Genomic DNA, 25,748 nt, shown 5'->3' with positions numbered 1-25,748 from the left:
ATTTTTTCTTCTGACTTTTCTATCTAAAAAGAGAATGCTATACTGAAAGAGGTAGATATTTTAGAAAGAGGTGTTCGCTTCATGTCTTGGGAACAAGTATACCAACAATGGGCCAATGAAGAAAATTTAGAAGAAAATTTAAAAAAACAATTAACTGATCTTAGTCAGGACCCTGAAAAGCTGGAAGATGCTTTTTATGCTCCTTTAGAATTTGGAACAGCAGGAATGCGGGGAATTTTAGGTCCTGGGATCAATCGAATGAATATTTATACGGTCAGACAAGCAACAGAAGGGCTGGCACGTTTTATGGATACACAAGGAGAAGAAACAAGACGTCGCGGCGTAGCGATTGCTTATGATTCACGCCATCAATCGCCTGAATTTGCGATGGAAGCAGCGAAGACTTTGGCACAACACGATATTCCTTCTTTTGTCTTTGAGAGTCTACGTCCAACACCTGAGCTTTCTTTCGCTGTTCGTCATTTGAATACGTTTGCGGGAATCATGGTGACAGCTTCTCATAACCCAGCAGCTTACAATGGCTATAAAGTTTATGGAGAAGATGGCGGACAAATGCCACCCGCTGATGCGGATGCATTGACAAAATATGTACGTGAAGTAAGTAATCCTTTAAAAGTCGCTGTTTTAGCTGATGACGAAGTAGAAACTAGTGGATTGATTACGATCATTGGTGAAGAAGTCGATAAAGCATATTTGGAAGAAATCAAAGCAGTCACGATTGATCAAGAATTAGTCCAAACAATGGGGAAAGACTTAAAATTGGTGTTTACACCCCTTCATGGTACAGGAAAAATGCTAGGAGAAAGAGCATTACAACAAGCTGGTTTCGAACAATTTATGCTTGTACCTGAACAAGCTGTAGCTGATCCTGACTTTACAACGGTTCAATCACCAAACCCTGAAGAACATTCAGCATTTGAGTATGCGATTCGTTTAGGTGAAAAAGAAGGCGCTGATTTATTGATTGCAACTGATCCTGATGCGGATCGCTTAGGAGCAGCAGTTCGCCAACCTGATGGCTCTTATAAAGTTTTGACCGGTAATCAAATCGGTGCGTTAATGATTCAATATATTTTAGAAGCACATCAATCACGAGGGACTTTACCTGAAAATGCAGCCGTACTTAAGTCAATCGTATCAAGTGAACTTCCTGCAGCCATCGCTGAAAGCTATGGCGCTACGATGATCAATGTCTTAACAGGCTTTAAATTTATTGCAGAAAAAATCCATCAATTTGAAAAAGATCATTCTCATACATTTATGTTTGGTTTTGAAGAAAGCTATGGTTACTTGGTCAAACCATTTGTACGTGATAAAGATGCAATCCAAGCACTCTTATTGTTAGCCGAAGTGGCTGCTTTTTATAAAAAACAAGGGAAGACACTTTATGACGGCTTACAAATGATTTTTGAAAAATATGGTTATTTTGCTGAAAAAACAATCTCAGTCACGATGAGTGGTCAAGAAGGTTCAGCCAAAATCGCTGCTTTGATGAAGAAATTCCGTGACCATGCCCCATCAGAATTTGCTGGAGCAAAAGTTCTTCAAACAGAAGATTTCAAAGAATTAACGAAAACAGATTCAGCTGGACGAGTGGAAAAATTAACGACACCTCCATCTGACGTATTAAAATATGTATTAGAAGAACATGGTTGGGTAGCGATCCGTCCTTCAGGAACAGAGCCAAAAATCAAATTCTATATCGGTGTAAAAGGCAATTCCGCACAAGAGGCACAAGAAAAGATCGATACCTATGAAGCAATCATCAAATCAATGACAGAAGAATAAAATAATTGAGACTGATGGAAAAAGTGGTAAACTTTAGAAGTCAGTCTTTTTTTATGGAGGTGAATCGGTTGACAGACACACCAAAAAGCGAAATAGAAAAAGTGAGTCAATTATTTAAAGTCTTAAGTGATCCTACCCGATTGAAAATATTGATGTATTTAAAAGATGGAGAACAAAATGTGACGGCCATCAGCCAAGCGGTGGAAATGGAACAATCCGCTGTTTCCCACCAACTACGTTTATTAAGGGAAAACCATGTGGTAAAATCGCATCGTGAAGGCAAAGCAATATTGTATAGTTTAGATGATTTTCACGTGTTGGATATCTTGGAACAAACCTTGAAACATGTGGAACATCAGTAAAATAAGAATGAGGCATTTCTAAGGGAATGTAAATAGATTATACTGAAAAAAAAGCCAGCAGACACGTGTCTGCTGGCTTTTTTTTCAACTAGTTATGCGTTTGGTTCTGGTTGTTTGTTATAGCTGCTTACTGGATACAATTATTTGTTCTTTATTTTTCTCCTGAAGTATCCGTGCCATAATAACTGTGGTCCTCTAAATCTAAGGCATTTAGGATCAACGAAGCCGTTTCTTCAATTGAGAGAGAAGCAACATTGATCACAACGCAACCTAATTTTTCATACAAATCATTAGCAAAATCTAATTCTGCTCGTATTTTTTCGATATCAGAATAAGCCGTATCAGGATTTAATCCATAGGAACGCATCCGTTCTTTTCGAATATTATTTAAAATATCGAGATTATTGGTTAAACCAACAATTTTTTTAGGATCGATCTCCCAAAGTTGTTTTGGGATATGGGCTTGAGGAATGAGTGGGAGATTCGCCACTTTTAAGTTTTTATTCGCTAAAAAAAGACTTAACGGTGTCTTTGACGTTCTGGAAACTCCTAGCAACACCACGTCTGCTTCTAAGAAACCTCTTGGATCTTTCCCATCATCGTATTTTACAGCAAATTCCATTGCCTTGATTCGTTTAAAATAATTTTCATTCAATAAATGTAGGGCTCCAGGTTGACGAGTGGGTTGAATTCCTGTTAATCGTTGGATTTCTTCGATCGGTGGGGTCATCACGTCAAAACTAAATAAGTTGTTTTCTTCGCAAAAACTTCGGGTATAATCAATCAGCTCTTGGTTGATCAAGGTATGAAGAACTAACGCTTTTTCTGCTAACGCATCTTGTAAGGCTTGTTCGAGTGTGTCTTGGTCAGTGACAAACGTTCGACGAAATAAATTAAATTCAACTGTAGGATATTGTGCCATGGTTGCCTGTGCGAGTTTTGTTGCTGTTTCACCAGCTGAATCAGAAATGACAAAAAAAGTAACGATCTCAGTAGAATCAAAAGCCATAAATAAAAAACCTCACTTGCATTTTTTTTATCTTTAGTATACCATACTGTGGAATATGTACTTCGTAATCATTTTGATTTGGAGGGAAAGACTTGAAAAACCAAACATTAATCGAACAATCGTTAGAAATTTTGAAAAATAACGGATTTAAATACACGAAAAAGCGAGAAGCATTATTGACTTATTTGGTCAAAAGAAATCGTTATGTGTCAGCAAAAGAAGTATTTGATTTTATGAATGAGGAATTTAAAGGAGTGAGTTATGATACGATTTATCGTAATCTCCATGATTTCTCTGAGTTAGACTTATTAGAAGAAACCGATTTGAATGGCGAAATGAAGTTTCGTTTTCATTGTTGCCAGGGAGAGATCGGTCACCATCATCATTTTATTTGTACCGTTTGTGGGATGACAAAAGAAATCCATATGTGTCCAATGGACTATTTTGAAAATCAATTATCAGGTTGTACGATCGAAGGGCATCGGTTTGAAATTTTCGGTCGATGTGAAAACTGTCAGTAGTTGTTTTATAATAAAATAACATATCATTATTTTAAAAAATCCAAAGATTCCCTTGACGGTCAAATCAGCATTAGATATAATGTTTTATAGAACAGTCTTGTTTTTTGGATTATAATTTCAATAACAATTACGGTTACTTTTTAAGCTCGGAGGGAGGGAATTAACATGTCAAAAACAGTCATTCGTAAAAACGAATCAATTGACGATGCTCTTCGTCGCTTCAAACGTTCCGTGTCAAAAGCGGGTACTTTACAAGAATCTCGTAAACGTGAATTCTACGAAAAACCAAGCGTAAAACGTAAGAAAAAATCTGAAGCAGCTAGAAAAGCAGCGAAAAAACGCAAAAAAACGCAAAAAAACTAGTTCCTTTATGAATTGGAGTTGGTAGTGTGTCACTACTAAGTAGATTGAACGATGACATGAAAACAGCGATGAAAGCAAAAGATAAAGAATCTTTACAAGTCATACGTATGATTAAGTCATCCATTCAAAACGAGCAAATCAAAGAAGGTCACGACTTGACTGAAGATGAAGAATTAACAGTGTTGTCTCGTGAAATGAAACAACGGCGTGATTCTTTACATGAGTTCGAAGAAGCTGGACGTGACGATTTAGCTGAAAAAGTGAAAAGTGAAATAGTAATTGTTGAAAAATACATGCCAGAACAACTTTCTGAGGATGATATTCGTCAACTTGTTCAAGAAGCGATTACACAAACTGGAGCTTCTTCTGTCAAAGAATTTGGCAAAGTCATGGGTGCGATCATGCCGAAAGTCAAAGGAAAAGCAGATGGGAACCAAGTGAATGCGATTGTGAAAGAGCTATTACAATCTTAAACTTATCATTTAAAGAGTTTGGGACAACCGCCCTCTCTTAAAAAGAAAATAAGCCTGATTTTGATCCACAACGTCAAAATCAGACTTATTTTTTTAGATTTTTTTCATGCATGTCCCAATTTCCTCAAGGTGAGCGCCAAGGCAACATCAATCGGTACGCCTTGTTCCCCATGCAATCATACATATCCTTCTTTTATCTCTCTTCCTCACTCGATAGATCTAGGCTTGGTTAGATTGGTTCTTTGCCTTATCTATTAAGTAAAAGCTGTTTATTGATAGGCAGGAATCTCTCAATCATGGAATAACATAAAGTAAATCATGGAAGTTCAGCAAAGTAATTTTAGGTTAAAATGAATGAAACGAATAAGGAGTGAGACAACCTTTTTTATTTGCTATATAGTTTTTTACGAATATGGTAAAATAGGAAGGAATGAATTGAAGTAAAGGAGATGTCTATTTTTGACAGAAGCATCCAGTTCTTTAGAAATTAGATTAACAGCTGCTGACGATATCAGTATGTTGTTAGGCTCGCATGACAAACATGTAAAATTAATTGAAGAAATGACTGAAACAACGATTCATACGAGAGGCGAAATGATCCAGATTATTGGAGAAGAGCCGGGGCTTTCGTTAGCACAATCGGTGATACGTACCTTACAAGAATTGATCAAGCGGGGGATACATGTCAGTACACCTGATGTTGTTACTGCCTTAAAAATGGGGCAAAAAGGGACATTGGATTACTTCATTGAAATGTATGAAGAAGAAATCGTCAAAGACCGCAATGGTAAACCGATTCGAGTGAAAAATAGTGGACAAAAACAATATGTCGAGGCCGTTGCTAAACATGACATCGTATTTGGTGTCGGTCCTGCTGGAACAGGTAAAACATTTCTAGCGGTCGTTTTAGCAATTGCTGCGTTGAAAAAAGGCGAAGTCCAAAAAATCATTTTGACTCGTCCAGCGGTGGAAGCAGGAGAAAATCTTGGTTTCTTACCGGGTGATCTGAAAGAAAAGGTTGATCCTTATTTACGTCCAGTGTATGATGCACTGTATCAAATATTTGGTTTAGATCATACCAATCGTTTGATGGAGCGTGGGATCATCGAAATTGCGCCATTAGCTTATATGCGTGGGCGAACACTTGACGATGCTTTTGTAATACTAGATGAAGCTCAAAATACAACAGTGGCACAGATGAAAATGTTCTTGACTCGTTTGGGGTATCAATCAAAAATGATCGTAAACGGCGATACAAGTCAGATTGACTTACCTAAAGGGACGATGAGTGGTTTGATCCATGCAGAACGTACATTGAAACAAATCAAAAAAATTGCTTTCGTCAATTTTGAAGCAAGTGACGTCGTTCGTCATCCTGTTGTAGCCGAAATCATCAAAGCTTATGAAAAGGCAGACCTTCATCAAGAGTAAGGCTTAGGGGGATAAGCAATGTTGAATAAAATACTCCAACAACTGCAAGCAAAATTAGGAAAGGCGGCAATGCCTTTCTTATTGCTTTTGTTTTTTGTGATCGTTTGTGGCGTTACGTTTAGTAGCGTCAAGCAAAAAGCCAATGACTTCAGAGAAGGACAAGTGGCAGAAGAAAGTATTCGTGCGAATAAAACGATTGAGAATACAGAAGAAACCGAACAAAAAAGAAAATTAGCAGCGGAAGCTGTTACGCCAGAATATACGTATCAACAAGATTTAGCTAGTGAACAAAGTAGTCGCATCAAGCAGCTTTTTGAATTGATCAATAAAACAAATGATTCGATCAATAAAGCGTATAAAGAAAAAGTAGATAAAGCAAAAGAAGATGAAAATGTTCCTAAGCCAACTATCGACGAACGAATTGCAGCTTTAAAGAAGAGTTTTGAAAATGCCAATGCTGAAAACGTGGCATTTTATCAAAAATTACCGACTAATTTTTACACAAAAATCTTTAGTATGTCAGATAGTCAAATTGCGACAGTCCGAGATGAAAGTCTTCGATTGATCAATGAACAAATGAAAAAACAAGTTCGAGAAAGTGATTTAGAAACCTTCAAGCAACAGGCAGAAGAACAGATCCAATATTTGAACGTGACACCTGACCAACAACAAACGATCCATTATCTTGTCGATCAAGGAATCGTCGTAAATGATGTCTTAAATGAAAAGAAAACAGAGGAATTGAAACAATCAGCAAGGAGTGCGGTTCAACCGGTCATGATCTATCAAGGCGAAATCATTGTTCGTGAAGGAAATCAAATCGATGCAGATGCAATGAAAAAGCTTGAATTATTAGGATTGACCAGTCAAACAACGTCAATTTTTCCTTTAGTAGCAATGATCTTAGCAGTCTTATTGCAAATTGCTGTTTTAGTTTACAACTCAATGCAGTACCATGAAGCCGGAAAACGAACAGAGTATGTTCTCTTTTATGTTACGGCTATGTCCATTAGTGTGTTATTAATGAAATTTTTCCAACTATTCCAAACGGAACAAGCAGCTTTTATCCCGCTGTTTTATCCTGCAGCTTTTGTTCCTTTAGTTTTAAATTTCTTTTTGAACCGGAGGGCAGGAATCATGGCTGCCTTGTTCCAAGCCGTATCTGCATTGTTTATTTTTTATGGCTCGATTGGGACCAACTTTTTGACCGTTATCTTGATGGCTTATCTTTTTTCAGGTTTATTAGCGACGGTTTTAAAACGCCAACGAGTGTCAGAACAATGGTTTTCAGCTATGATGTGGGTCATTATTTTTCCGTTGATGATGGATGTTGTGTTGATTGTTTATCAAGGTATGAGCTTTAGTAATGGAACAACTTGGTTAACACTGATTTGTGGCTTTATGGGGGCTTTGCTGTCGTATCTGTTAACGATGGGATTACATCCGTATATCGAATTGATGGTCAACGATGATAGTGTGATCGTCTTGAATGAGTTAAGTAATCCTAACCATCCATTGTTAAAACAGCTATTGGAAGAAGCACCAGGAACTTATCATCACAGTATGATGGTCGCCAATTTAAGCGCGAACGCAGTGGCTGAGATCAATGGGCGGTCATTATTGACACGTGTAGCTTGTTACTACCACGATATTGGTAAAATCAAACATGCTAGCTTTTTTGTAGAAAACTTGCCTTCTGGTGCTGAAAATCCACATAATTTCTTATTACCGGAAGATAGTAAACAGATCATTTTTGGTCATGTGACCGATGGAGCGAAAATTTTAGAGGAATATGGCATGCCGCAAATGGTAATCGATATTTGCCGACAGCATCATGGAACAACATTGATGAAGTATTTCTATATTAAGGCAAAAGAAAGAAATCCTGAAGTCACCGAAGAACAATTTCGTTATCCTGGTCCCAAACCACAGACCCGAGAAGCCGGCATCGTGAATATTGCAGATAGTTGTGAAGCGGCAGTACGGGCAATGGATCATCCAACAGGTGAAAAAATCGAAAAATTTGTCCATAATTTGATTGAAGAACGAATCTCTGATGGTCAACTTGATGATAGTGGTTTAACATTAAAAGAAATTCGCAAAGTGGAAAAATCTTTGATCAGTGGGTTAAGTAGTACCTTCCATTCACGGATCAAATATCCTAAAATGAAATCGGAAGCGGAAACGATGAAAGTAGAAAAAGAAAATGGCTAAAATAAAAAATATCAGCAATAAGTAAGAAAGAAGCGATAAATATGGACATCACATTTATGGATGAAACACAGAAAGTTTCAACAGAAAAAATCAAAGAGATCGAGGACCTTCTGCAATTTGCAGCGGCTCATTTGAAATTATCCGAGGAAACAGAAATGTCTGTTACTTTTATGGACAATGCAGCAATCCAAGAAATCAACCGTGTCTACCGTGGCAAAGATGCCCCAACAGATGTGATTAGTTTTGCATTAGAAGACGAAGGGGAAGACGAAATTCCCGTGATTTTTGAAGAAGGCGATAATCCTTTACCACGAGTATTAGGAGATATCATGATCTCAATTGAGCGTGCCCAGGAACAAGCGGAAGAATATGGTCATTCGTATGATCGAGAGTTGGGATTTTTGGCAGTGCATGGCTTTTTGCACATCAATGGTTATGATCACATGACACCCGAAGATGAAGCAGAGATGTTTGGTTTACAGAAAGAGATTTTAGATGCTTATGGACTTAAAAGATAAAGAGTGCGAGAAAAAGGTTGAGAAAAATAAGCACTTCGCTATGTCAGTAGAATTTGCTCTTCAAGGGGTTAAAACAGTCTTTGATGAGGAACGTAATATGAAAAAACATGTAGGTTTTGGGTTGCTGGCGTTTTTTATGGGAGTTGTATTTCAACTGAATCAACTAGAATGGCTGTGGTTAATTTTAGCAGTTTTTCTGGTGTGGATCGTTGAGATTTTAAATACTGTTTTTGAGAATGTGGTGGATATGTTTACCGATTTTCATTTCCATCCAATTGGGAAAAAAATCAAAGATATGGCGGCAGGAGCAGTGTTAGTCACCGCTTGTTTTGCAGTGATCGTCGGTCTCATTTTATTTGTACCTAAAATCTATCAAATGTTTTTTAATTAAAAGGAGAATAATATGTTAGAACATAAATCAGGTTTTGTCGCTATTGTGGGACGACCAAATGTTGGCAAATCAACATTATTAAATCGAATCGTTGGGCAAAAAATTGCTATCATGAGTGACAAGGCACAAACGACCAGAAATAAGATCCAAGGCGTTTATACGACACCAGAAGCACAGTTGATTTTTATCGACACTCCGGGAATCCATAAACCAAAACATCGTTTGGGTGATTTTATGGTAGAATCAGCCTACAGTGCACTAAGAGAAGTGGATGCTGTCTTATTTATGATCAGTGCGGATCAAAAACGTGGACGTGGGGATGATTTTATTATTGAACGATTAAAAAATGTTCAATCACCTGTTTATTTGATTATCAATAAAATCGATAAAGTTCATCCAGATGAATTATTAGGAATCATCGAAGATTATTCGGCACAAATGCCTTTTGCACAAGTTGTACCGATTTCGGCTACCGAAGGGAACAATGTGGACCGTCTAATGGAAGTGTTGATCGCTGAGATGCCAGAAGGTCCTCAATACTTCCCGGATGATCAAGTAACGGATCATCCAGAATACTTTATCGTTTCGGAATTGATTCGTGAGAAAGTCCTGTTTTTGACTAGAGATGAAGTCCCACATTCAGTGGCTGTTGTTGTTGACTCAATGAAACGCAATGAAAATGATAAAATCCAAATTCAAGCAACCATTATCGTTGAACGTGATAGTCAAAAAGGGATTATCATCGGTAAAGGTGGTAAAATGCTAAAAGAAATTGGGACGAAAGCAAGAAAAGATATTGAAAATTTGCTTGGTGACAAAGTATTTCTAGAACTATGGGTTAAAGTTCAAAAAGATTGGCGCGATAAAAGAGTTTATTTACAAGATTTTGGTTACCGCAAAGAGGAATATTAACTTTAAGTAGATAAAAATGAGTTGAACGTGATTATTCGATAGACGAAACCGCGTGTAAAAGTCAGAAGACAAGAAAATGAGTAGAATAAGTGGGAAAGGAAAATGATTCAGTGAATGATTTTTCTTTTCCTTATTCTTTTTCTAAAAGGGGGGCGAAAAAAATGAGCCAGCTAGCCGAATCAAAAGGGATCATATTGTCCAGTCGAAATTATAAAGAAAAAGACAAATTAGTGAAAATTTTTACTGAGTCTGCGGGGAAACTGATGTTTTATGTCAAAGGAATTCACCGGCAAAACCAACCATTAGCCCCTGCACTACTCCCTTTTACTGAAGGAATCTACATTGGTACGTTTAAAAGTGAAGGACTTTCGTTTATAACCAGCGTAAAAGATGTTCATTCCTTTAGAAAAATTCAAGAAGACATTTTTTTAAGTGGTTACGGCACGTATTTGTTAAACTTAGTGGATGCAGCGATCGAAGACCACCAATATGATCCCCATCTTTTTCAATTTACACAAGCAGCATTGCAACGGATGGATCAGGGGGACGACGCGGAAATCATCACCAACATCTTTGAGGTACAATTATTGCAACGCTTTGGGATTGCACCGATTTGGACACATTGTGTGGTGTGCGGCAAAACTCAAGGTAAATTTGATTATTCTTCCAAATATGGAGGCGTGCTGTGCGAAGAACATTGGTCAATGGATCACCGTCGTTATCATGCAGATCCAAGAGCTGTTTATTTCGTGCGTATGTTCTCTGCTATTTCTTATGATAAGATCACAGGAATCAATTTAAAAGACGAAACCAAAGCAACGATCAGGCAACTGATTGACCAGTTATACGAAGAATACGTAGGGATTCATCTAAAAAGTAAAAAGTTCATTGATCAAATGAAATCATGGGAACATGTCCTAAAAAAGCCTGATCCGGAAGGAGAAAGTGCTTCTGAAAACCAAAAAAAATGAGTAGAATGTTCAATCAACATTCAAAACTATTTGACAAAAGCCTAACTATACGTCTATTATGGAACCTAGATAAATGAGAGTTTTGTACAAAAACTTGATTGGCTAAATAAAAGAATAAAGTACGTTGAACAAGATCAGTAAAAAATACGTAGCAAAAGCGAGTTCGGGAGGGTGTGAGCCGAATGCTGTCGGTTTTTGAAGAGGCACTTGGGAGTACTGACAATGAAGCTGCCGAAATTTTCGGAAGTAGGGTGGAACCGCGAAGTTATTCGTCCCTATGTTTGTTTAGACAAGCATAGGGACTTTTTGTTGTTTCAAATTCTCAGCAAACTATTTAGAAGTGGAAGGAGTCATTTTAAATGAGCAAAAAATTATCTGTACAAGACATGATCTTGACGTTACAAAAATTTTGGTCATCAAATGGGTGCATGTTGATGCAAGCCTATGATACAGAAAAGGGGGCAGGTACAATGAGCCCATATACCTTTTTACGAGCAATTGGACCAGAGCCTTGGAATGCAGCATACGTAGAGCCTTCTCGTCGCCCAGCCGACGGTCGTTATGGGGAAAATCCGAACCGTCTGTATCAACATCATCAGTTCCAAGTAGTGATGAAACCATCACCTGAAAATATCCAAGAACTTTATTTAGAAAGTTTACGTTTATTGGGGATCGATCCTTTGGAACACGACATTCGGTTTGTCGAAGATAACTGGGAAAACCCTTCGATGGGCTGTGCCGGTGTTGGTTGGGAAGTTTGGCTCGATGGAATGGAAATTACACAATTCACGTATTTCCAACAAGTCGGCGGTCTGCCATGTAAACCAGTGACATCTGAAATTACTTATGGTTTGGAGCGCTTGGCATCCTACATCCAAGAAGTAGAAAGTGTCTATGATCTTGAATGGTCAGATGGCGTAAAATATGGGGAGATTTTCAAACAGCCTGAATACGAACACTCCAAGTATTCATTTGAAGTCAGTGATCAAGAACTATTATTAAGTAATTTTGATCGTTTTGAAAAAGAAGCTAAACGATGCATTGATGAAAATTTAGTTCATCCTGCCTATGATTACATTTTAAAATGCAGCCATACATTCAATCTACTAGATGCTCGTGGGGCAGTTTCTGTCACAGAACGTGCTGGTTATCTGTCACGTATCAGAAATATGGCAAAATCTGTTGCAAAGATTTTTGTGGCAGAGCGTGAAAAATTAGGATTTCCTTTATTGAATAAAAACACAGCAAATCCAGAAACGGTTAAGGAGGCTGAATAACATGGCAAAAGAGTTACTTTTAGAAATCGGGTTGGAAGAAATGCCTGCCCATGTAGTTACACCAAGCATGAAACAACTGGAACAAAAAACAGCAAAGTTTTTAGATGAACACCAATTGTCTTATGATACAATCGAAACTTTTTCAACGCCAAGACGTTTAGCGATCAAAGTAACCAATATCCCAGAACGTCAAGCAGATAGCGAAGAAGAATTAAAGGGTCCGGCTAAAAAAATCGCATTGGATTCAGATGGAAATTGGACGAAAGCCGCAGAAGGGTTTGTACGTGGTCAAGGTTTGACGACTGACGATATTACCTTTAAAGAGCTGAAGGGTGTAGAGTATGTGTACGTAACCAAATATACACATGGACAACCAGCGAAAGAAGTATTGACTGGACTTGCAGATGTCATCAAAAGTTTGACATTTCCTGTTACGATGCATTGGGCAAATTTTGACTTCGAATATATTCGTCCTATTCATTGGATTGTTGCTTTACTAGATGATGAAGTGATTCCTTTCGAGATTTTAGATGTTACAACAGATCGCACATCACGTGGTCATCGTTTCTTAGGAGAAACAGTTCGTTTCGCTCATGCCAATGAGTATGAAGAAAAATTACAAGAACAATTCGTGATAGCTGCGCCACATAAAAGAAAAGAAATGATTGTCCAACAAGCAACAGAATTAGCAGAGAAAAACCATTGGACGATCGATTTAGACGAAAAGTTATTAGAAGAAGTGAATAATTTAGTCGAATATCCCACAGTTTTTGCTGGCGATTTTGAAGAAAAATATCTGTCTGTCCCTGAAGAAGTATTGGTTACTTCAATGAAGGAGCACCAACGTTATTTTGAAGTAAGAAATGACCAAGGATTACTCTTGCCACATTTTATTTCTGCTCGAAATGGGGATCGTGTCAAACTAGAAAACGTGATCCGTGGAAATCAAAAAGTATTGACTGCTCGTTTAGAAGATGCAGAGTTTTTCTACAATGAAGATAAAAAGATTGAAATCGAGACTTTTGTTGATAAATTAAAATCAGTGACTTTCCATGAAAAAATTGGAAGCATCTACGAAAAAATGCAACGAGTACAAGTTATTGCTCGTATTTTAGGTAAATCTGTCGGCTTATCACCAGAAGAGTTAACGGATTTACAACGTGCTGCTGAAATCTATAAATTTGATTTAGTGACCAACATGGTAGGTGAGTTTCCAGAGCTTCAAGGGATCATGGGTGAAAAATATGCGCGATTACACGGCGAAACATCAGCTGTAGCAACAGCTATCAAGGAACACTATCTGCCAATTTCAAGTGAAGGTGACTTACCAGAAACCAAAATTGGTGCAGTATTAGCGATTGCAGACAAATTAGATAGTATCTTCTCTTTCTTTACAGTTGGAATGATCCCAAGTGGGTCAAATGATCCGTATGCTCTTCGTCGTCAAGCGTATGGGATTGTCCGCATCATCGAAGCAAAAAATTGGGCATTTCCATTGGTTCGTTTACAACGTGAAATCGACCAGGCAATCAATGAAGATCAAGAACGTTTTGGCGTCCAGTTATCGGATGGACAACAGGCAGTCATTGATTTTATCAAAGGACGTTTCCGTCAGTTACTAACTACAAAACAAATCCGACACGATGTGATTGATGCAGTTTTAAATGCAAAACAAAGCGATTTGACAAAAGTTTTTGCAGCAGCTCAACTGTTTAAAGAACGTTTAGATGAGGAAGAGTTTAAGCCATCGATGGAAGCATTGACTCGAGTGGTTAATTTAGCGAAGAAAGCGCAAGAAACAACGACAACAGAGATTAATCCTGCGTTATTTGAAAATGAAGCTGAAACAGCACTTTATCAAGCGGTAGCAGAAATGAAAAAACAATTTGGTACACAAACGCTGAAAGAAGATTATGATCAACTTGTTGCTTTACGTCCATTGATCGAAACGTATTTTGACCAAACCATGGTCATGGTAGACGATCCTGCTGTCCGTAACAATCGTTTGGCACAGCTGAAACAAATTGCTGAAATGGCACTATCAATAGCAAGCTTAGATCAGATTATCACTAAATAAATCAGGTAGCCCTTTGCCAACTTGATTTGAAACAAGCGTTATGACAAGTCTAGCTCTGATATATAAGCCGAAGCATCCGAAAATAGTTTCTTCTATTTTTAAATGCTTCGGCTTATTTTTTGACTGATTACCGAAGTGCAGATCTTTGAACGCCGTCGATAAGATTGTGAAAGTACCAGAGTGGATGCTTTCATAGCAATTACTCATCTTAGTATAAAAAGTAAGTTTAAGGTCTTAATACCTCAGACTCTTTTTATGTAGTGTATATCGTTTTTATTCATGCTATCTAGCAATAAACGACTTTTCTTTCACGAATCAGAACAATATGACATTTTTTGGTAAAAAGAGAACAATCGGTTAGTGCTATTGAGTGAAATGCATAGTTTTTGTTATTTTTAAATCATCCTTTATTTAAAAATGAAAGTTAGGTATAATTAATATAGAAAAATTGTTATTCATAACAAGAAAAGCTTGTTATGAATGGGATAATAGTAAATAGGATCTCAGGTAGAAATTCTTTACTTGTCTAATGAAATTAGCAAATTTCCCGTGATTTGGAAGCGATTAGATAAAGTAACGATTTATTTTTTTGGGAATAAAAAGTTTTTAAAACGATGGGATCCAGTATCTTACTCTAGATGATAATAATTATCATCTGAATGATAAACTAAAAATTTTTTTAGAAATCGATGTCATTTAATTATCTAAGTATGTTCATAGGATGGAAGTCTCACGAAGCTTCACTGAAACGAGTATATTTTATGAGAACAAGTAACATCAGCAGGATGTCATGTGTTAAAAGAAAAATGAATCTAGGAAAGTAACAGGAAAGTGGAGAGAAATGGAAGAGACAATTAGTATAAAAGAGATCATCGGAGTATTTCGTAAGCGTTTGTTGACCTTATTTATTTCAACGTTAGTTGGTTTGGCGGTAGCAAGTTTCGTTACATTCTTTATTTTAACACCCAAGTTTAGTTCACAAGCCCAATTGATTGTCACGTTGCCTCAGTCAAATATTACGAATGTCAATGATGTGAATACGAATTTACAAATGATTAACACCTACAAAGATATGATCATTAGTGACTTAGTTTTAAGTGAAGTGAAAGATCAATTAGAAACGCAAGATCAGCTAGCAATGACGGTTGGAGAAATCAAACAAGCAATCACAGTGAATCAATCCGAAAATTCACAAATGTTTTCTATCCAAGCGATTAGTTCGATTCCAGATAATGCTCAGAAAATTGCGAATACCACAGCTGAGGTGTTTCAAACGAAAGCAAAAGATGTGATGAATGTCGATAAAATATCGATCATTTCTGAAGCGGTTGCGGACGGAACATCGGTGTCACCAAATAAAAAAATAAATATTGCCCTTGGCCTTATTTTAGGTCTGATGATTGGCATGGGGATAGCTCTGTTATTGGAATTGTTCGACCAGACTGTGAAAGATGAAAAATATCTTTCGGAGGTCATAGGGTTTCCAATTTTAGGGACGGTACCAGAAATGACTGCCAAAGATTTCAATAGAAATGACAAAAACAACAACGCACCGGTGACAATAAACGATGAAACTGGTGAACAAGCGAGAGCTTCTCGTAGAGCTCGTTCGAGAGTGTAGGAGGGAAAACATGCGACGTGTCATAAAACAAAAAGAAACACTACTTCAACCGATTCGTTTGATTACTTTAACTAATCCTTCATCAGCAGCGGCTGAGCACTACCGAACGATTCGAACCAATATCCAATTTGTTTCAATCAATGATCAACAAGTCAAAACGATCGTGGTCACGTCATCTGGACCAGGTGAAGGGAAATCGACCACGGCTGCAAATCTGGCTGTTGTCTTTGCAAAAGCTGGTCAGAAAGTGTTATTAGTTGATGCTGACATGCGAAAACCAGTTATTTACAAAGCATTTCAAATAAATAATCATTATGGGTTAAGTAATCTACTCAGTTCAACTGAAACGATCAGTAAAGGGATCCAAAAAACGGCAATCAAGGAATTATCAGTATTACCAAGTGGACCTATTCCTCCTAATCCATCAGAGCTGTTAAGCTCGAAAAGAATGGATCAGCTAATGGTAGAAGCAAGTCAGCTCTATGATATCGTGATGTTTGATTTGCCGCCGATTGTAACTGTGACAGATGCTCAAATCTTGTCATCAAAGGCAGATGGTACGCTTCTGGTAGTACGTGAAAAGACTTCACGAAAAGAAGCAGTTGTGAAAGCCAAAAAATTATTAGAGATGGCTCAGGCAAAGGTACTGGGAATTGTTTATAACGGAGTCGAACAAAGCAAAGATACAAGTTATTATTATGAATGATAAAGAGGAGGTAAAGGGAATGATCGATTTACATTGTCATCTATTACCAGCAGTTGACGATGGTGCGCAAAACCTGGAAGAAAGCCTGGCAATGGCTGAAAAAGCGGTTGAACAAGGGATTACTCATATTTTATGTACACCGCACCATAACAATGGCAAGTATTGTAATCAAAAGAAAAAAGTCATTCCCCTAGTCGCCACTTTACAAAAAGAGCTGGATAAAAGAAATTTACCGTTGGTGTTATTAGAAGGTCAAGAAGTTCGTATTACTGGAGAATTGCTTGAAGCGCTTCACCGAGATGAACTTCTTTTTACAGATTTAAATGATACTTATCTGTTGATTGAATTTCCTACATTAGAAGTACCGTTATATGCAAAGAACCTTTTTTTTGAACTGTTGAAACTAGGAAAAATACCAGTAATCGTGCATCCTGAGCGTAATACTTATTTTGCAAAAGATCCGAATCGTTTGTTGCCTTATCTAGAAATGGGCTGTTTGACACAGCTGACAGCGCCAAGTTATCTGGGGCGCTTTGGCAAAGAAATCCAAAAAACAGCAAAAAAAATGGTCAAGTACAATCTTGTACAAATGATTGCTTCGGATGCTCACGGTGTTGAGCGACGTTCTTTTTGTTTAAAAGAATGTTATGAACAAATCGCTAAAGACTTCAATAACGAAAAAGTTGAACAAATGAAACAAGTCGCCAAAGATTTAATCAATGGGGAGCAGATTCATTATCCAACTTATCAAGCGATAAAAAAGAAGAAGTTTGGGTTATTTTAGGGGGAGTAAAGGTGTTTGAAGTCACAAGAAAAAGAAAGATTGCTATTTTGATAGGAGTTGATAGCTTATTGTTGTTTTTGGCAAACATTGCTACAATTAGATTCATGAAGCCATTCGCAGAAGTATCAACGGATTTTATGTTCATCTCTACAGGCGTTTCCATAGGTTTCTATTTGTTTTATGGGAGTTTATTTAAAGTCTTTACAAGGATCAATCGCTATATGAATTTAGAAGAAATCAGGGCGATTTTTGTTTCTTTGTCGATCACTATGATTTCAAATCTTTTTGTCTTGTTTTTTATCAATCATCAGTATATGTTACGTCTAACGATCTTTACCTATATTTTGTCTTTGCTTTTAATCATGGGAAGCCGTCTGGAGTGGCGTCTTTACATTGAGAAAAAGCAGACAAAGCTACAACCTAGAGCCACTGCCAAGAAGACGATCATCGTAGGCGCTGGTGAAGGCGGTAGAATTTTGGCAAATATCTTACTTGGATCAAAAACAGCAAGTGACACCTATGTCATTGGTTTTGTTGATGATGATCCTAATAAGCAAAATACATATCTTTCAGGAAAAAAAGTGATCGGTATGATCAAAGACCTCCCTGCACTAATCAAGAAACATGATGTACAAATCGTTACCATCGCCATTCCTTCCTTATCCAAAACAAAAATCAGGAATATCTTTCAAATGGTAGAATCCTTGCATGTCAAAGTAAACACGATGCCTTCAATGGAAGAAATCGCTTCTGGAAAAGTCAGTGTCACAAAATTAAAAAAAATTGACGTAGTTGATTTACTAGAAAGAGATGAAGTTGAATTGGACATTGAATCGATCAAAGGTCATTTGACAGGGAAAACCATTCTGGTGACTGGTGCGGGTGGCTCGATCGGCTCAGAGATTTGTCGGCAGATTATCCAGTTTTCCCCAGCACAATTATTACTAGTAGGACATGGGGAAAATTCGATTTATTTGATCGATCGGGAACTCCGCATGAATCAGCAAAATCAGCAGACAAAAATCGTCCCGCTCATTGCAGATATTCAAGATCGTGACAAAATCAATGAGATCATGCAAAACTATCGCCCAGATATCGTTTATCATGCTGCAGCACATAAGCATGTTCCTCTCATGGAAGTAAATCCCAAAGAAGCAGTAAAAAATAATATTCTTGGAACGAAAAATGTTGCGGAAGCAGCCAAACAAGCGAAAGTCAAGAATTTTGTGATGGTCTCAACAGATAAAGCGAATCATCCACCTAATGTGATGGGAGCGACAAAGCGGATTGCAGAAATGATTGTAACAGGATTGAACGAAAAAAATGGAACAACATTTTCCGCTGTTCGCTTTGGAAATGTATTAGGTTCACGAGGAAGTGTGATTCCTGTCTTTCGTGAACAAATTGCGCAAGGTGGACCAGTCACGATTACTGATTTTCGGATGACACGTTACTTTATGACAATTCCTGAAGCAAGTCGATTGGTCATTCAATCAGGAGTCTTGGCTAAAGGTGGAGAGATTTTTATTTTAGATATGGGTGAACCAGTCAAAATCGTCAACCTTGCCAAAAATATGATTCGCCTGAGTGGCTATCGTGAAGACGAAATTGAGATTCTTGAAACGGGTATCCGTCCTGGGGAAAAACTATATGAAGAACTACTGTTGGATAAAGAGAGAAACGATGAAGCTGTCTATGAAAAAATTTTTGTCGGAAACATCAAAGGTTATTCAAATCAAAAAGTGATGGATTTTATCCGTCATTTGCCAAAAGATGAGAAACAATTAGCAAGAGAAGTGATTCGTTTTGCCAATGCTTCTAATCAATAGAAACTAGCTGTTTTAAGCTGAACGTACTATTAGTAAAGTAGTAAAATCATTGCTTTATGTGCTGGATTATACGATTCCTGCGATCAAAAATTGCATAGGGATACGTTATTCAAATCGCATGTAAAAAAACGTTTGACCATCAAAAAAAGAAACGAGAGGAGAAAGCGAGTGGATGCAATAATAGTAGGAGCAGGTGGGTTTGGTAAAGAAATTGCTTTTTTGCTCCAACAACAAAATGAGTATCAGTGGGTCGGTTTTGTCGATGATCGTAAAAGTGAGCAAAGCGATGTTCTAGGAAAACCTGTGATTGGCAAAATTGCTGTCTTGCTTCAAGTCAAAACACCAATGGCAGTTTTTCTTGGGATTGCGGCTCCGACGGTCAAAGAAAACATCTATGAACAGTTACGACAAAACCCTCACTTGCTTTTTCCAAATTTGTTTGCCCCTAGCGCATTGATTGGCTTAAATGTTCAACTGGGCATTGGGAACATATTGATGCCTTACACGACCTATACTGCAGATATTTCAATCGGTGACTTCAATATGATCAATATTGGTTCAACAATCGGTCATGACTCCATTATAGGTAGTTACAATGCCATTTTTCCTAATGTCAATATTTCGGGAGCAGTCACTTTAGGAGATAAAAATGAACTGGGTGTCGGTACAAAGATTATTCAAGAATGTTCGATTGGTGATGGCAACATTATTGGGGCTGGCAGTGTTGTCATCAGAGATATCCCTCATCATTCAAAATGGGTGGGGGTACCAGCAAAGATAATTGAAAGGTGGAGTTGATGTGAGAAAAAAGCGAATATTATTAGCTTCGCCCCATATGAGTGAAGCAGGCTATGAACAAGCGTTTGTCAAAGAAGCCTTTGATACGAATTGGATTGCTCCTTTAGGTGCCAACGTCGATGGTTTTGAGCAAGAACTGGCAGATCATGTGGGAGCCAAGCATGTTGCTGCGCTTTCTTCAGGTACGGCAGCGATTCATTTAGCATTAAAGGCAGCAGGTGTCACTAAAGGAGATCAAGTGATTTGTCAATCCTTGACTTTTGCAGCTACGGTCAACCCGATTCTTTATCAAGGAGCCGTCCCAATCTTTGTGGATAGTGATGCCGAAACTTGGAATATGAGTCCTGTTCATTTACGCGCAGCTTTAGAAAAATATCCAAAAGCGAAAGCGGTGATCGTCGTTCACTTATATGGATTAGCTGCAAACTTAGCTGAAATCATGCAGATCTGTCAAGAATATCAAGTGACGTTGATTGAAGATGCTGCCGAATCATTAGGAACGACTTACCAAGGTAAATATACAGGAACGTTTGGAGACTATGGGATTTATTCCTTCAATGGAAATAAGATCATCACAACTTCAGGTGGGGGAGCATTAATCTCTGACGATCAATCAAAAATCGAAAAAGTCAAATTTTGGGCCACTCAATCTCGTGAAAATGAACGTTATTATCAACATTTAGAAATCGGTTATAACTATCGTATGAGCAATATATTAGCAGGAATCGGACGTGGACAATTAAAAGTATTAAATGAAAGAATCCAAAAGAAGCGTGCCATCTATCAATTTTATCAAGAAGAATTGTCCGAGTTTCCTAATATACAATTTATGCCGGAAAACTCTTGGAACGAACCTAACTATTGGTTGAGTGTCATTCGTTTAGAAGGAATAGATCCATCTTATTTGATTGAAGAATTGGAAAAAGAACAGATCGAAGCACGTCCTGTCTGGAAACCGATGCACTTACAGCCTGTTTTTGACTCTTTTGATTTTATTGGCGGCGAAGTTGCAGAATCGCTTTTTTCTTCTGGAGTTTGTCTTCCCTCAGATACTAAAATGACGGATGAAGAGTTAAATAGAGTCGTTGCAACGATCAAGCGAGTGATGCGTTATGAGTAAACCAACCTTTTATCGACTTTTTGGAAAGCGTACGTTCGATCTTTTTTTCTCAGGTCTTTTATTGCTTTTGCTTGCACCACTGATACTCATACTTGCAGGGTGTGTGCGATTAAAATTAGGTTCACCGGTTATTTTTAAGCAAACAAGACCAGGGAAGAATGAACAATTATTTTTTATGTACAAGTTTCGCACGATGACAGACGAGAAAGATCAACATGACGCGTATCTTCCAGATGAAGTTCGTCTAACAAAATTCGGCAAACTACTTAGAGCGACTAGCCTTGACGAGCTGCCAGAGCTTTGGAATATCTTTAAAGGCGAAATGTCTTTTGTTGGTCCTCGTCCATTATTGGTAGAATATTTGTCACTTTATAATGAAGAGCAACGAAAACGCCACAACATTCGCCCAGGTTTGACCGGATTGGCCCAAGTCAGTGGTAGAAATGCGATCAGTTGGGAAGAAAAGTTTACGTATGATTGTTTGTACGTTGAAAGTTATTCGTTTGGCAAAGATGTTTGGATCTTGTTACAAACAGTCCTTAAAGTGTTCAAACAAGAAGGGATTAGCTCAAATTTTGGACCAACAAGTGAAAAATTTGAAGGGAATGAACCATACTGAAAATTTTATATGTGACGACGATCTCCAATACACTCAATGCTTTTTTAATCCCACATATTGATCAACTAATCAAAAATGGACATGAAGTGAGTGTGGCATGTGCGCTTGAACAACCGTTGGCATCTTATTTTTCTGATAAAAAAATACCTGTGTTTCAAATACCATTCAATAGGAATCCATTAGCTAAAAGCAATCTTTTAGCCTATAAGAAAATCAAACAGCTGATCAAAGAAGAGAATATCGATATCGTACATACGCATACGCCAGTTGCTTCGATGGTGACAAGACTTGCTTGTAAGCGGATCAATATTCCTATCTACTATACGGCACATGGGTTTCACTTTTATCAAGGAGCCCCAATGCTTAATTGGTTCGTCTATTACCCAGTTGAAAAATACTTATCTCGTTATACAAGTAAGCTTATTACCATTAATCAGGAAGATTATTTGCTTGCTTCACAAAAATTTAAAGCAACACAAACTCATTTGATTCAGGGGGTTGGAATCCAAGTCGAAAAGTTCGAGAAAACCTTGGTTGATAAACGGCTAAAAAGTAAAGTACTTTCACTAGCTCAGCCAACAACCAAAGTACTCCTTTCAGTCGGTGAATTGAATAAAAACAAAAACCACGAACTGGTGATTAATGCACTCGCTTCATTTAAAGATCAAGATTTCCACTATTTTATTTGTGGAACTGGCCCTTTAAAACAAACGCTGGAACAAAAAATTAAAGATTTAGGTTTGGAAAAGAAAGTCAGTTTACTCGGATATCGTAAGGATATCATTGAGATCATGAAAATGAGTGATCTATTTCTCTTTCCTTCTTTAAGAGAAGGATTGCCTGTATCGATCATGGAGGCTATGAGCGTTGGTTTACCGGTAGTCGCTTCAAATATACGAGGCAATAAAGATCTGATCTATGATGAGAACACAGGGAAATTATTTGATGTCAAAGAGCCAGAAGAACTAGTGGATATCCTTCAAACTTTTTTTGCTGGAACGTTACCTGTTACAAAATATTCCGAGAACGCTGTTGCTCATATCCAACAGTTCAGCGAAAATGTGATCGTCAACCAAGTAGCAGACCTTTATGAAACGTTATAACTAAAGGAATTTCACAAAATAAAAAAGTACTTAAACAGGGAAAATGAGGTAAAAAGCTCTTAACCTCAAGGATGTTTTCATTATTTGTAAGAGTGACTGACGAAACGAGCATGCATTCATAGGAAAAGTAAATGGCTTTGTTTTTTTAGAAGAATGATAAAGCGAATGAAACGAAGAACGACCAATAACGTTCCAGTTTGTGTTTTTTATGTTAATAAAACTAATTATAGAGGTGAAACCAATTGAACGTATCAATTTTCGGCCTAGGCTATGTAGGGCTAGCCAATGCGTTATTACTTAGCCAGCATGAGAATGTCAAAGCTTATGACATCGTAGCAGAAAAGATCGAACGACTACAAAAGAAGGAGTCACCAATTGAAGACCGTGAAGTACATAATTTTCTTCAAAGAGAAGACCTAGCAATCGAATTTATTAAGGATTTCCGAGAAGCGGTTCTATTTGGTGACTATTTGATTATTGCCACACCCACAGATTACGATGAAAAGAAAAATTATTTTAATACCTCATCGATTGAGAGCATCATTGAACAAGCTCTCGCCATTCGTCCAGAAGCACAATTTATCATCAAATCCACGGTACCAGTAGGATATACGGCTGAATTAAAGAAAAAATATCAAACAGAAAATATTATTTTTTCACCAGAATTTTTACGTGAAGGTAAAGCATTGTACGATAATCTTTATCCTTCACGCATTGTTGTAGGAGAATGTTCAGATAGGGGGACAGAGATTGCGAATATGTTCAAAAAGAATACGCAAGCAGATAACGTCCCAGTTTTATTGACTCATTCAACAGAAGCGGAAGCAATCAAGTTATTCTCAAATACGTATCTGGCGTTGCGTGTGGCTTACTTCAATGAATTGGATAGTTATGCGGAGATACGAGGCTTAAATACGAAACAAATCATTGAAGGCGTCGGACTGGACCCACGTATCGGCTCTCATTACAATAATCCTTCATTTGGTTATGGAGGGTATTGTTTGCCAAAAGATACGAAACAGTTGAAAGCAAATTATACCGATGTGCCTAACAATCTTATCCAAGCGATCGTTGAAGCAAATACAACCAGAAAAGATTTTATTGCAGAACAAATTTTAGCCCAAAAGCCTAAGACTGTGGGAATCTATCGGTTAACGATGAAAGCCGATTCAGACAATTTCCGTTATTCATCGATTCAAGGAGTCATGAAACGAATCCAGGAACAAGGAGTTTCGGTGGTTGTCTATGAGCCAACGTTACCTGTTGAAGAATTTCATCATGCGCCTGTCGTTTCCGATCTTGCGCGATTCAAACAACTATCGGATGTGATCGTCTCAAATCGGATGGACCATCAATTAAAAGATGTGATCGAAAAAGTCTATACGAGAGATATTTTTAGACGGGATGAATAAATGAAAAATATAGCCAAAAATTTTTTTTATCAGAGCTTGTTTCAACTGACGAAAATCATTCTTCCGATTATTACCATTCCAATCGTTTCTAATGCTTTAGGGCCAAGTGGGATAGGTCTTTATAATTATACGTTTTCAATTGTCCAATATTTTGTTTTGTTTGCGGGGCTAGGGGTAACGATGTACGGGAACCGGGAAATAACTTTGACTTACAACCGTAAGAAAGAAGCGTTATCAGAAGTTTTTTGGGAAATTCTGCTTTTTAAGGCATTAGCGAGCTTAATTGTCATAGTCGCTTACTTTATTGTTGCCTCTTTATTAAATAATCGTTCGTATTTGTTTGTCCAATCCTTGGCGATTTTTGCCGTATTATTTGACGTATCTTGGTTTTTTATGGGAATTGAAGATTTTAAGAAAACTAGTATAGCTAATTTAGTAGTCCAACTAGTCACGTTTTTTCTCATTCTTTTCTTGATTAAAAACGAAGACGACACGTTAAAATATACCTTGATTCAAGGACTAGGTTTAGTTTGTTCACAAGTGAGTGTCTGGTTCTTTATTCCTAAATACATTCATTTGACGAAAGTTGATTTAAAGAAAAGTCTTAGTCATTTAAAGGGCTCTTTTGATTATTTTATTCCTCAAATTGCGATCATGTTGTATACCAATTTGAATAAGACCCTTTTAGGTTTCACATTAGGAAGTGTTGCAGTGGGCTATTTTACCAATTCTCTGCAATTGAATACCGTATTCATCACGATCATAACTACCTTAGACATCGTCTTACTTCCCCATATGACAAGTTTTTTTGCAAAAAAAAATATGGAGAAAATCGTTCGCACGATGGAAAAAACGATTCATTTACAATTGTTTTTTTCGATTCCAATCATGTTTGGGATGTTGACAGTTTATGACAAGCTCGTTCCTTGGTTTTTTGGCGAAAAATTTAGCTACATCACTCAAATTATTCCATATTTTACGGTTTTGATTGTGATCGTTCCTTTAGGCATGGCGATTTCTAGACAATATCTAATGCCAATTGGTCAGGTTAAAGAGTATAATCGTTCAGTAATCATTGGAGCTATCATCAATCTTGTGGCAAATCTCATACTATTGCCGTCTATTGGCTTTTTGGGCGTCGTATTTTCAACTATTCTCGCCGAAAGTTTCGTTACAGTTGTAAGAACAAGAGCTTTTCTGAAACAGACGACGTTTACCTTTTCTCTCAGAAAAATCGGGATGTTTATAATTGCTGGATTGATCATGTGTTTGATCACTAGGTTTTTAACAGGTCATTTAACGAGTAATATCCGAACCAATCTGATCCAATTCGTCATTGCTTGTCCGATCTATCTCGCAATCACAACGATAACCAAAGTCAATCCACTAGTTGATTTATTGAGGATCAAAAAGAAAATCTAATGATGA

24 protein-coding genes are annotated in these 25,748 nt (G+C 37.5%); 23 read left to right on the top strand and 1 reads right to left on the bottom strand.

Annotated elements, in window-relative coordinates:
• Positions 1–81: 81 nt before the first annotated feature.
• Both IGL30_RS08895 and IGL30_RS08890 read left to right on the top strand, forming a co-directional pair.
• The gene (locus IGL30_RS08895) at positions 82–1,809 is read left to right on the top strand and encodes a phospho-sugar mutase (protein WP_123874640.1); all 1,728 of its coding nucleotides are present in this window, start codon (positions 82–84) and stop codon (positions 1,807–1,809) included.
• Positions 1,810–1,823: 14 nt separating this feature from the next.
• Positions 1,824–2,171: an ArsR/SmtB family transcription factor gene (locus IGL30_RS08890; protein WP_025480128.1), complete on the top strand. Its 348-nt coding sequence runs from the start codon at positions 1,824–1,826 to the stop codon at positions 2,169–2,171.
• Positions 2,172–2,322: 151 nt separating this feature from the next.
• On the opposite strand, the gene IGL30_RS08885 is transcribed toward IGL30_RS08890, so the two are convergent.
• Positions 2,323–3,180, bottom strand: coding sequence for a pyruvate, water dikinase regulatory protein (locus IGL30_RS08885; RefSeq protein WP_123874641.1), 858 nt, complete (start codon positions 3,178–3,180; stop codon positions 2,323–2,325).
• Positions 3,181–3,272: 92 nt separating this feature from the next.
• On the opposite strand from IGL30_RS08885, the gene IGL30_RS08880 reads away from it, so the two are divergent.
• The 21 genes from IGL30_RS08880 to IGL30_RS08780 all read left to right on the top strand — a co-directional run bounded on the left by IGL30_RS08880 (position 3,273) and on the right by IGL30_RS08780 (position 25,742).
• Positions 3,273–3,701 carry a Fur family transcriptional regulator gene (locus IGL30_RS08880; protein ID WP_010718531.1) on the top strand — a complete coding sequence of 143 codons (429 nt, stop codon included), beginning with the start codon at positions 3,273–3,275 and terminating at the stop codon, positions 3,699–3,701.
• A gap of 165 nt (positions 3,702–3,866) precedes the next feature.
• On the top strand, positions 3,867–4,064 hold the full coding sequence (rpsU, locus tag IGL30_RS08875) for a 30S ribosomal protein S21 (protein ID WP_010718530.1): 198 nt from the start codon (positions 3,867–3,869) through the stop codon (positions 4,062–4,064).
• A 26-nt stretch (positions 4,065–4,090) separates the two neighbouring features.
• Positions 4,091–4,537 carry a GatB/YqeY domain-containing protein gene (locus IGL30_RS08870; RefSeq protein WP_010718529.1) on the top strand — a complete coding sequence of 149 codons (447 nt, stop codon included), beginning with the start codon at positions 4,091–4,093 and terminating at the stop codon, positions 4,535–4,537.
• 459 nt (positions 4,538–4,996) lie between these two features.
• Positions 4,997–5,968 carry a PhoH family protein gene (locus IGL30_RS08865; RefSeq protein WP_010718528.1) on the top strand — a complete coding sequence of 324 codons (972 nt, stop codon included), beginning with the start codon at positions 4,997–4,999 and terminating at the stop codon, positions 5,966–5,968.
• Positions 5,969–5,986: 18 nt separating this feature from the next.
• A complete protein-coding gene (locus IGL30_RS08860; protein WP_010718527.1) occupies positions 5,987–8,182 on the top strand; it encodes an HD family phosphohydrolase in 2,196 nt (731 codons plus the stop codon).
• Positions 8,183–8,223: 41 nt separating this feature from the next.
• On the top strand, positions 8,224–8,700 hold the full coding sequence (ybeY, locus tag IGL30_RS08855) for an rRNA maturation RNase YbeY (protein ID WP_025480127.1): 477 nt from the start codon (positions 8,224–8,226) through the stop codon (positions 8,698–8,700).
• Positions 8,684–9,091, top strand: coding sequence for a diacylglycerol kinase family protein (locus IGL30_RS08850; RefSeq protein ID WP_185068140.1), 408 nt, complete (start codon positions 8,684–8,686; stop codon positions 9,089–9,091). Before ybeY ends, IGL30_RS08850 begins: the two co-directional genes overlap by 17 nt.
• Before the next feature lie 12 nt (positions 9,092–9,103).
• Positions 9,104–10,003: a GTPase Era gene (gene era, locus IGL30_RS08845; RefSeq protein ID WP_010718524.1), complete on the top strand. Its 900-nt coding sequence runs from the start codon at positions 9,104–9,106 to the stop codon at positions 10,001–10,003.
• Positions 10,004–10,164: 161 nt separating this feature from the next.
• Positions 10,165–10,974, top strand: coding sequence for a DNA repair protein RecO (gene recO / locus IGL30_RS08840; RefSeq protein WP_088745573.1), 810 nt, complete (start codon positions 10,165–10,167; stop codon positions 10,972–10,974).
• Between the two features lie 359 nt (positions 10,975–11,333).
• Positions 11,334–12,251 (top strand): glycine--tRNA ligase subunit alpha, encoded by a 918-nt coding sequence (gene glyQ / locus IGL30_RS08835; protein ID WP_010718522.1) that lies wholly within the window; start codon positions 11,334–11,336, stop codon positions 12,249–12,251.
• A 1-nt stretch (position 12,252) separates the two neighbouring features.
• Complete coding sequence (gene glyS / locus IGL30_RS08830) at positions 12,253–14,328, top strand: glycine--tRNA ligase subunit beta (RefSeq protein WP_010718521.1); 2,076 nt, start codon at positions 12,253–12,255, stop codon at positions 14,326–14,328.
• A gap of 841 nt (positions 14,329–15,169) precedes the next feature.
• The gene (locus IGL30_RS08825; RefSeq protein WP_010737948.1) at positions 15,170–15,949 is read left to right on the top strand and encodes a YveK family protein; all 780 of its coding nucleotides are present in this window, start codon (positions 15,170–15,172) and stop codon (positions 15,947–15,949) included.
• Between the two features lie 10 nt (positions 15,950–15,959).
• Entirely contained in the window at positions 15,960–16,655 is a 696-nt protein-coding gene (locus IGL30_RS08820) for a CpsD/CapB family tyrosine-protein kinase (RefSeq protein ID WP_010718519.1), read from the top strand.
• Between the two features lie 19 nt (positions 16,656–16,674).
• The gene (locus IGL30_RS08815) at positions 16,675–17,439 is read left to right on the top strand and encodes a tyrosine-protein phosphatase (RefSeq protein WP_010737946.1); all 765 of its coding nucleotides are present in this window, start codon (positions 16,675–16,677) and stop codon (positions 17,437–17,439) included.
• Between the two features lie 11 nt (positions 17,440–17,450).
• A complete protein-coding gene (locus IGL30_RS08810) occupies positions 17,451–19,268 on the top strand; it encodes a polysaccharide biosynthesis protein (protein WP_010718517.1) in 1,818 nt (605 codons plus the stop codon).
• A gap of 168 nt (positions 19,269–19,436) precedes the next feature.
• Positions 19,437–20,066, top strand: coding sequence for an acetyltransferase (locus IGL30_RS08805; protein WP_088745569.1), 630 nt, complete (start codon positions 19,437–19,439; stop codon positions 20,064–20,066).
• Between the two features lies 1 nt (position 20,067).
• Positions 20,068–21,186: a DegT/DnrJ/EryC1/StrS family aminotransferase gene (locus IGL30_RS08800; protein WP_053766592.1), complete on the top strand. Its 1,119-nt coding sequence runs from the start codon at positions 20,068–20,070 to the stop codon at positions 21,184–21,186.
• Positions 21,179–21,805 carry a sugar transferase gene (locus IGL30_RS08795; protein WP_088745568.1) on the top strand — a complete coding sequence of 209 codons (627 nt, stop codon included), beginning with the start codon at positions 21,179–21,181 and terminating at the stop codon, positions 21,803–21,805. The genes IGL30_RS08800 and IGL30_RS08795 overlap by 8 nt, the downstream gene beginning before the upstream one ends.
• A gap of 11 nt (positions 21,806–21,816) precedes the next feature.
• Positions 21,817–22,908: a glycosyltransferase family 4 protein gene (locus IGL30_RS08790; protein ID WP_123874643.1), complete on the top strand. Its 1,092-nt coding sequence runs from the start codon at positions 21,817–21,819 to the stop codon at positions 22,906–22,908.
• Positions 22,909–23,150: 242 nt separating this feature from the next.
• Positions 23,151–24,320 carry a nucleotide sugar dehydrogenase gene (locus tag IGL30_RS08785; RefSeq protein WP_088745567.1) on the top strand — a complete coding sequence of 390 codons (1,170 nt, stop codon included), beginning with the start codon at positions 23,151–23,153 and terminating at the stop codon, positions 24,318–24,320.
• A complete protein-coding gene (locus IGL30_RS08780; RefSeq protein ID WP_010718511.1) occupies positions 24,321–25,742 on the top strand; it encodes an oligosaccharide flippase family protein in 1,422 nt (473 codons plus the stop codon).
• The last annotated feature ends 6 nt before the right edge of the window (positions 25,743–25,748 follow it).

This window comes from Enterococcus sp. DIV1089c, assembly GCF_050530965.1.
Taxonomy (GTDB): domain Bacteria; phylum Bacillota; class Bacilli; order Lactobacillales; family Enterococcaceae; genus Enterococcus_B; species Enterococcus_B hirae.
The sequence above is the reverse complement of the archived record's forward strand: the minus strand, read 5'-3'. Positions and strand labels throughout refer to the sequence as shown.

Excerpts from the sequence above, each read along its gene's own strand:
- recO (WP_088745573.1), top strand. The coding sequence starts at position 10,165 with ATGAGCCAGCTAGCCGAATCAAAAGGGATCATATTGTCCAGTCGAAAT.
- IGL30_RS08795 (WP_088745568.1), top strand. The coding sequence starts at position 21,179 with ATGAGTAAACCAACCTTTTATCGACTTTTTGGAAAGCGTACGTTCGAT.
- IGL30_RS08895 (WP_123874640.1), top strand. The coding sequence starts at position 82 with ATGTCTTGGGAACAAGTATACCAACAATGGGCCAATGAAGAAAATTTA.
- IGL30_RS08780 (WP_010718511.1), top strand. The coding sequence starts at position 24,321 with ATGAAAAATATAGCCAAAAATTTTTTTTATCAGAGCTTGTTTCAACTG.
- era (WP_010718524.1), top strand. The coding sequence starts at position 9,104 with ATGTTAGAACATAAATCAGGTTTTGTCGCTATTGTGGGACGACCAAAT.
- glyS (WP_010718521.1), top strand. The coding sequence starts at position 12,253 with ATGGCAAAAGAGTTACTTTTAGAAATCGGGTTGGAAGAAATGCCTGCC.
- IGL30_RS08815 (WP_010737946.1), top strand. The coding sequence starts at position 16,675 with ATGATCGATTTACATTGTCATCTATTACCAGCAGTTGACGATGGTGCG.
- IGL30_RS08850 (WP_185068140.1), top strand. The coding sequence starts at position 8,684 with ATGGACTTAAAAGATAAAGAGTGCGAGAAAAAGGTTGAGAAAAATAAG.
- rpsU (WP_010718530.1), top strand. The coding sequence starts at position 3,867 with ATGTCAAAAACAGTCATTCGTAAAAACGAATCAATTGACGATGCTCTT.
- IGL30_RS08825 (WP_010737948.1), top strand. The coding sequence starts at position 15,170 with ATGGAAGAGACAATTAGTATAAAAGAGATCATCGGAGTATTTCGTAAG.
- IGL30_RS08885 (WP_123874641.1), bottom strand. The coding sequence starts at position 3,180 with ATGGCTTTTGATTCTACTGAGATCGTTACTTTTTTTGTCATTTCTGAT.
- IGL30_RS08820 (WP_010718519.1), top strand. The coding sequence starts at position 15,960 with ATGCGACGTGTCATAAAACAAAAAGAAACACTACTTCAACCGATTCGT.
- glyQ (WP_010718522.1), top strand. The coding sequence starts at position 11,334 with ATGAGCAAAAAATTATCTGTACAAGACATGATCTTGACGTTACAAAAA.
- IGL30_RS08860 (WP_010718527.1), top strand. The coding sequence starts at position 5,987 with ATGTTGAATAAAATACTCCAACAACTGCAAGCAAAATTAGGAAAGGCG.
- IGL30_RS08890 (WP_025480128.1), top strand. The coding sequence starts at position 1,824 with ATGGAAAAAGTGGTAAACTTTAGAAGTCAGTCTTTTTTTATGGAGGTG.
- ybeY (WP_025480127.1), top strand. The coding sequence starts at position 8,224 with ATGGACATCACATTTATGGATGAAACACAGAAAGTTTCAACAGAAAAA.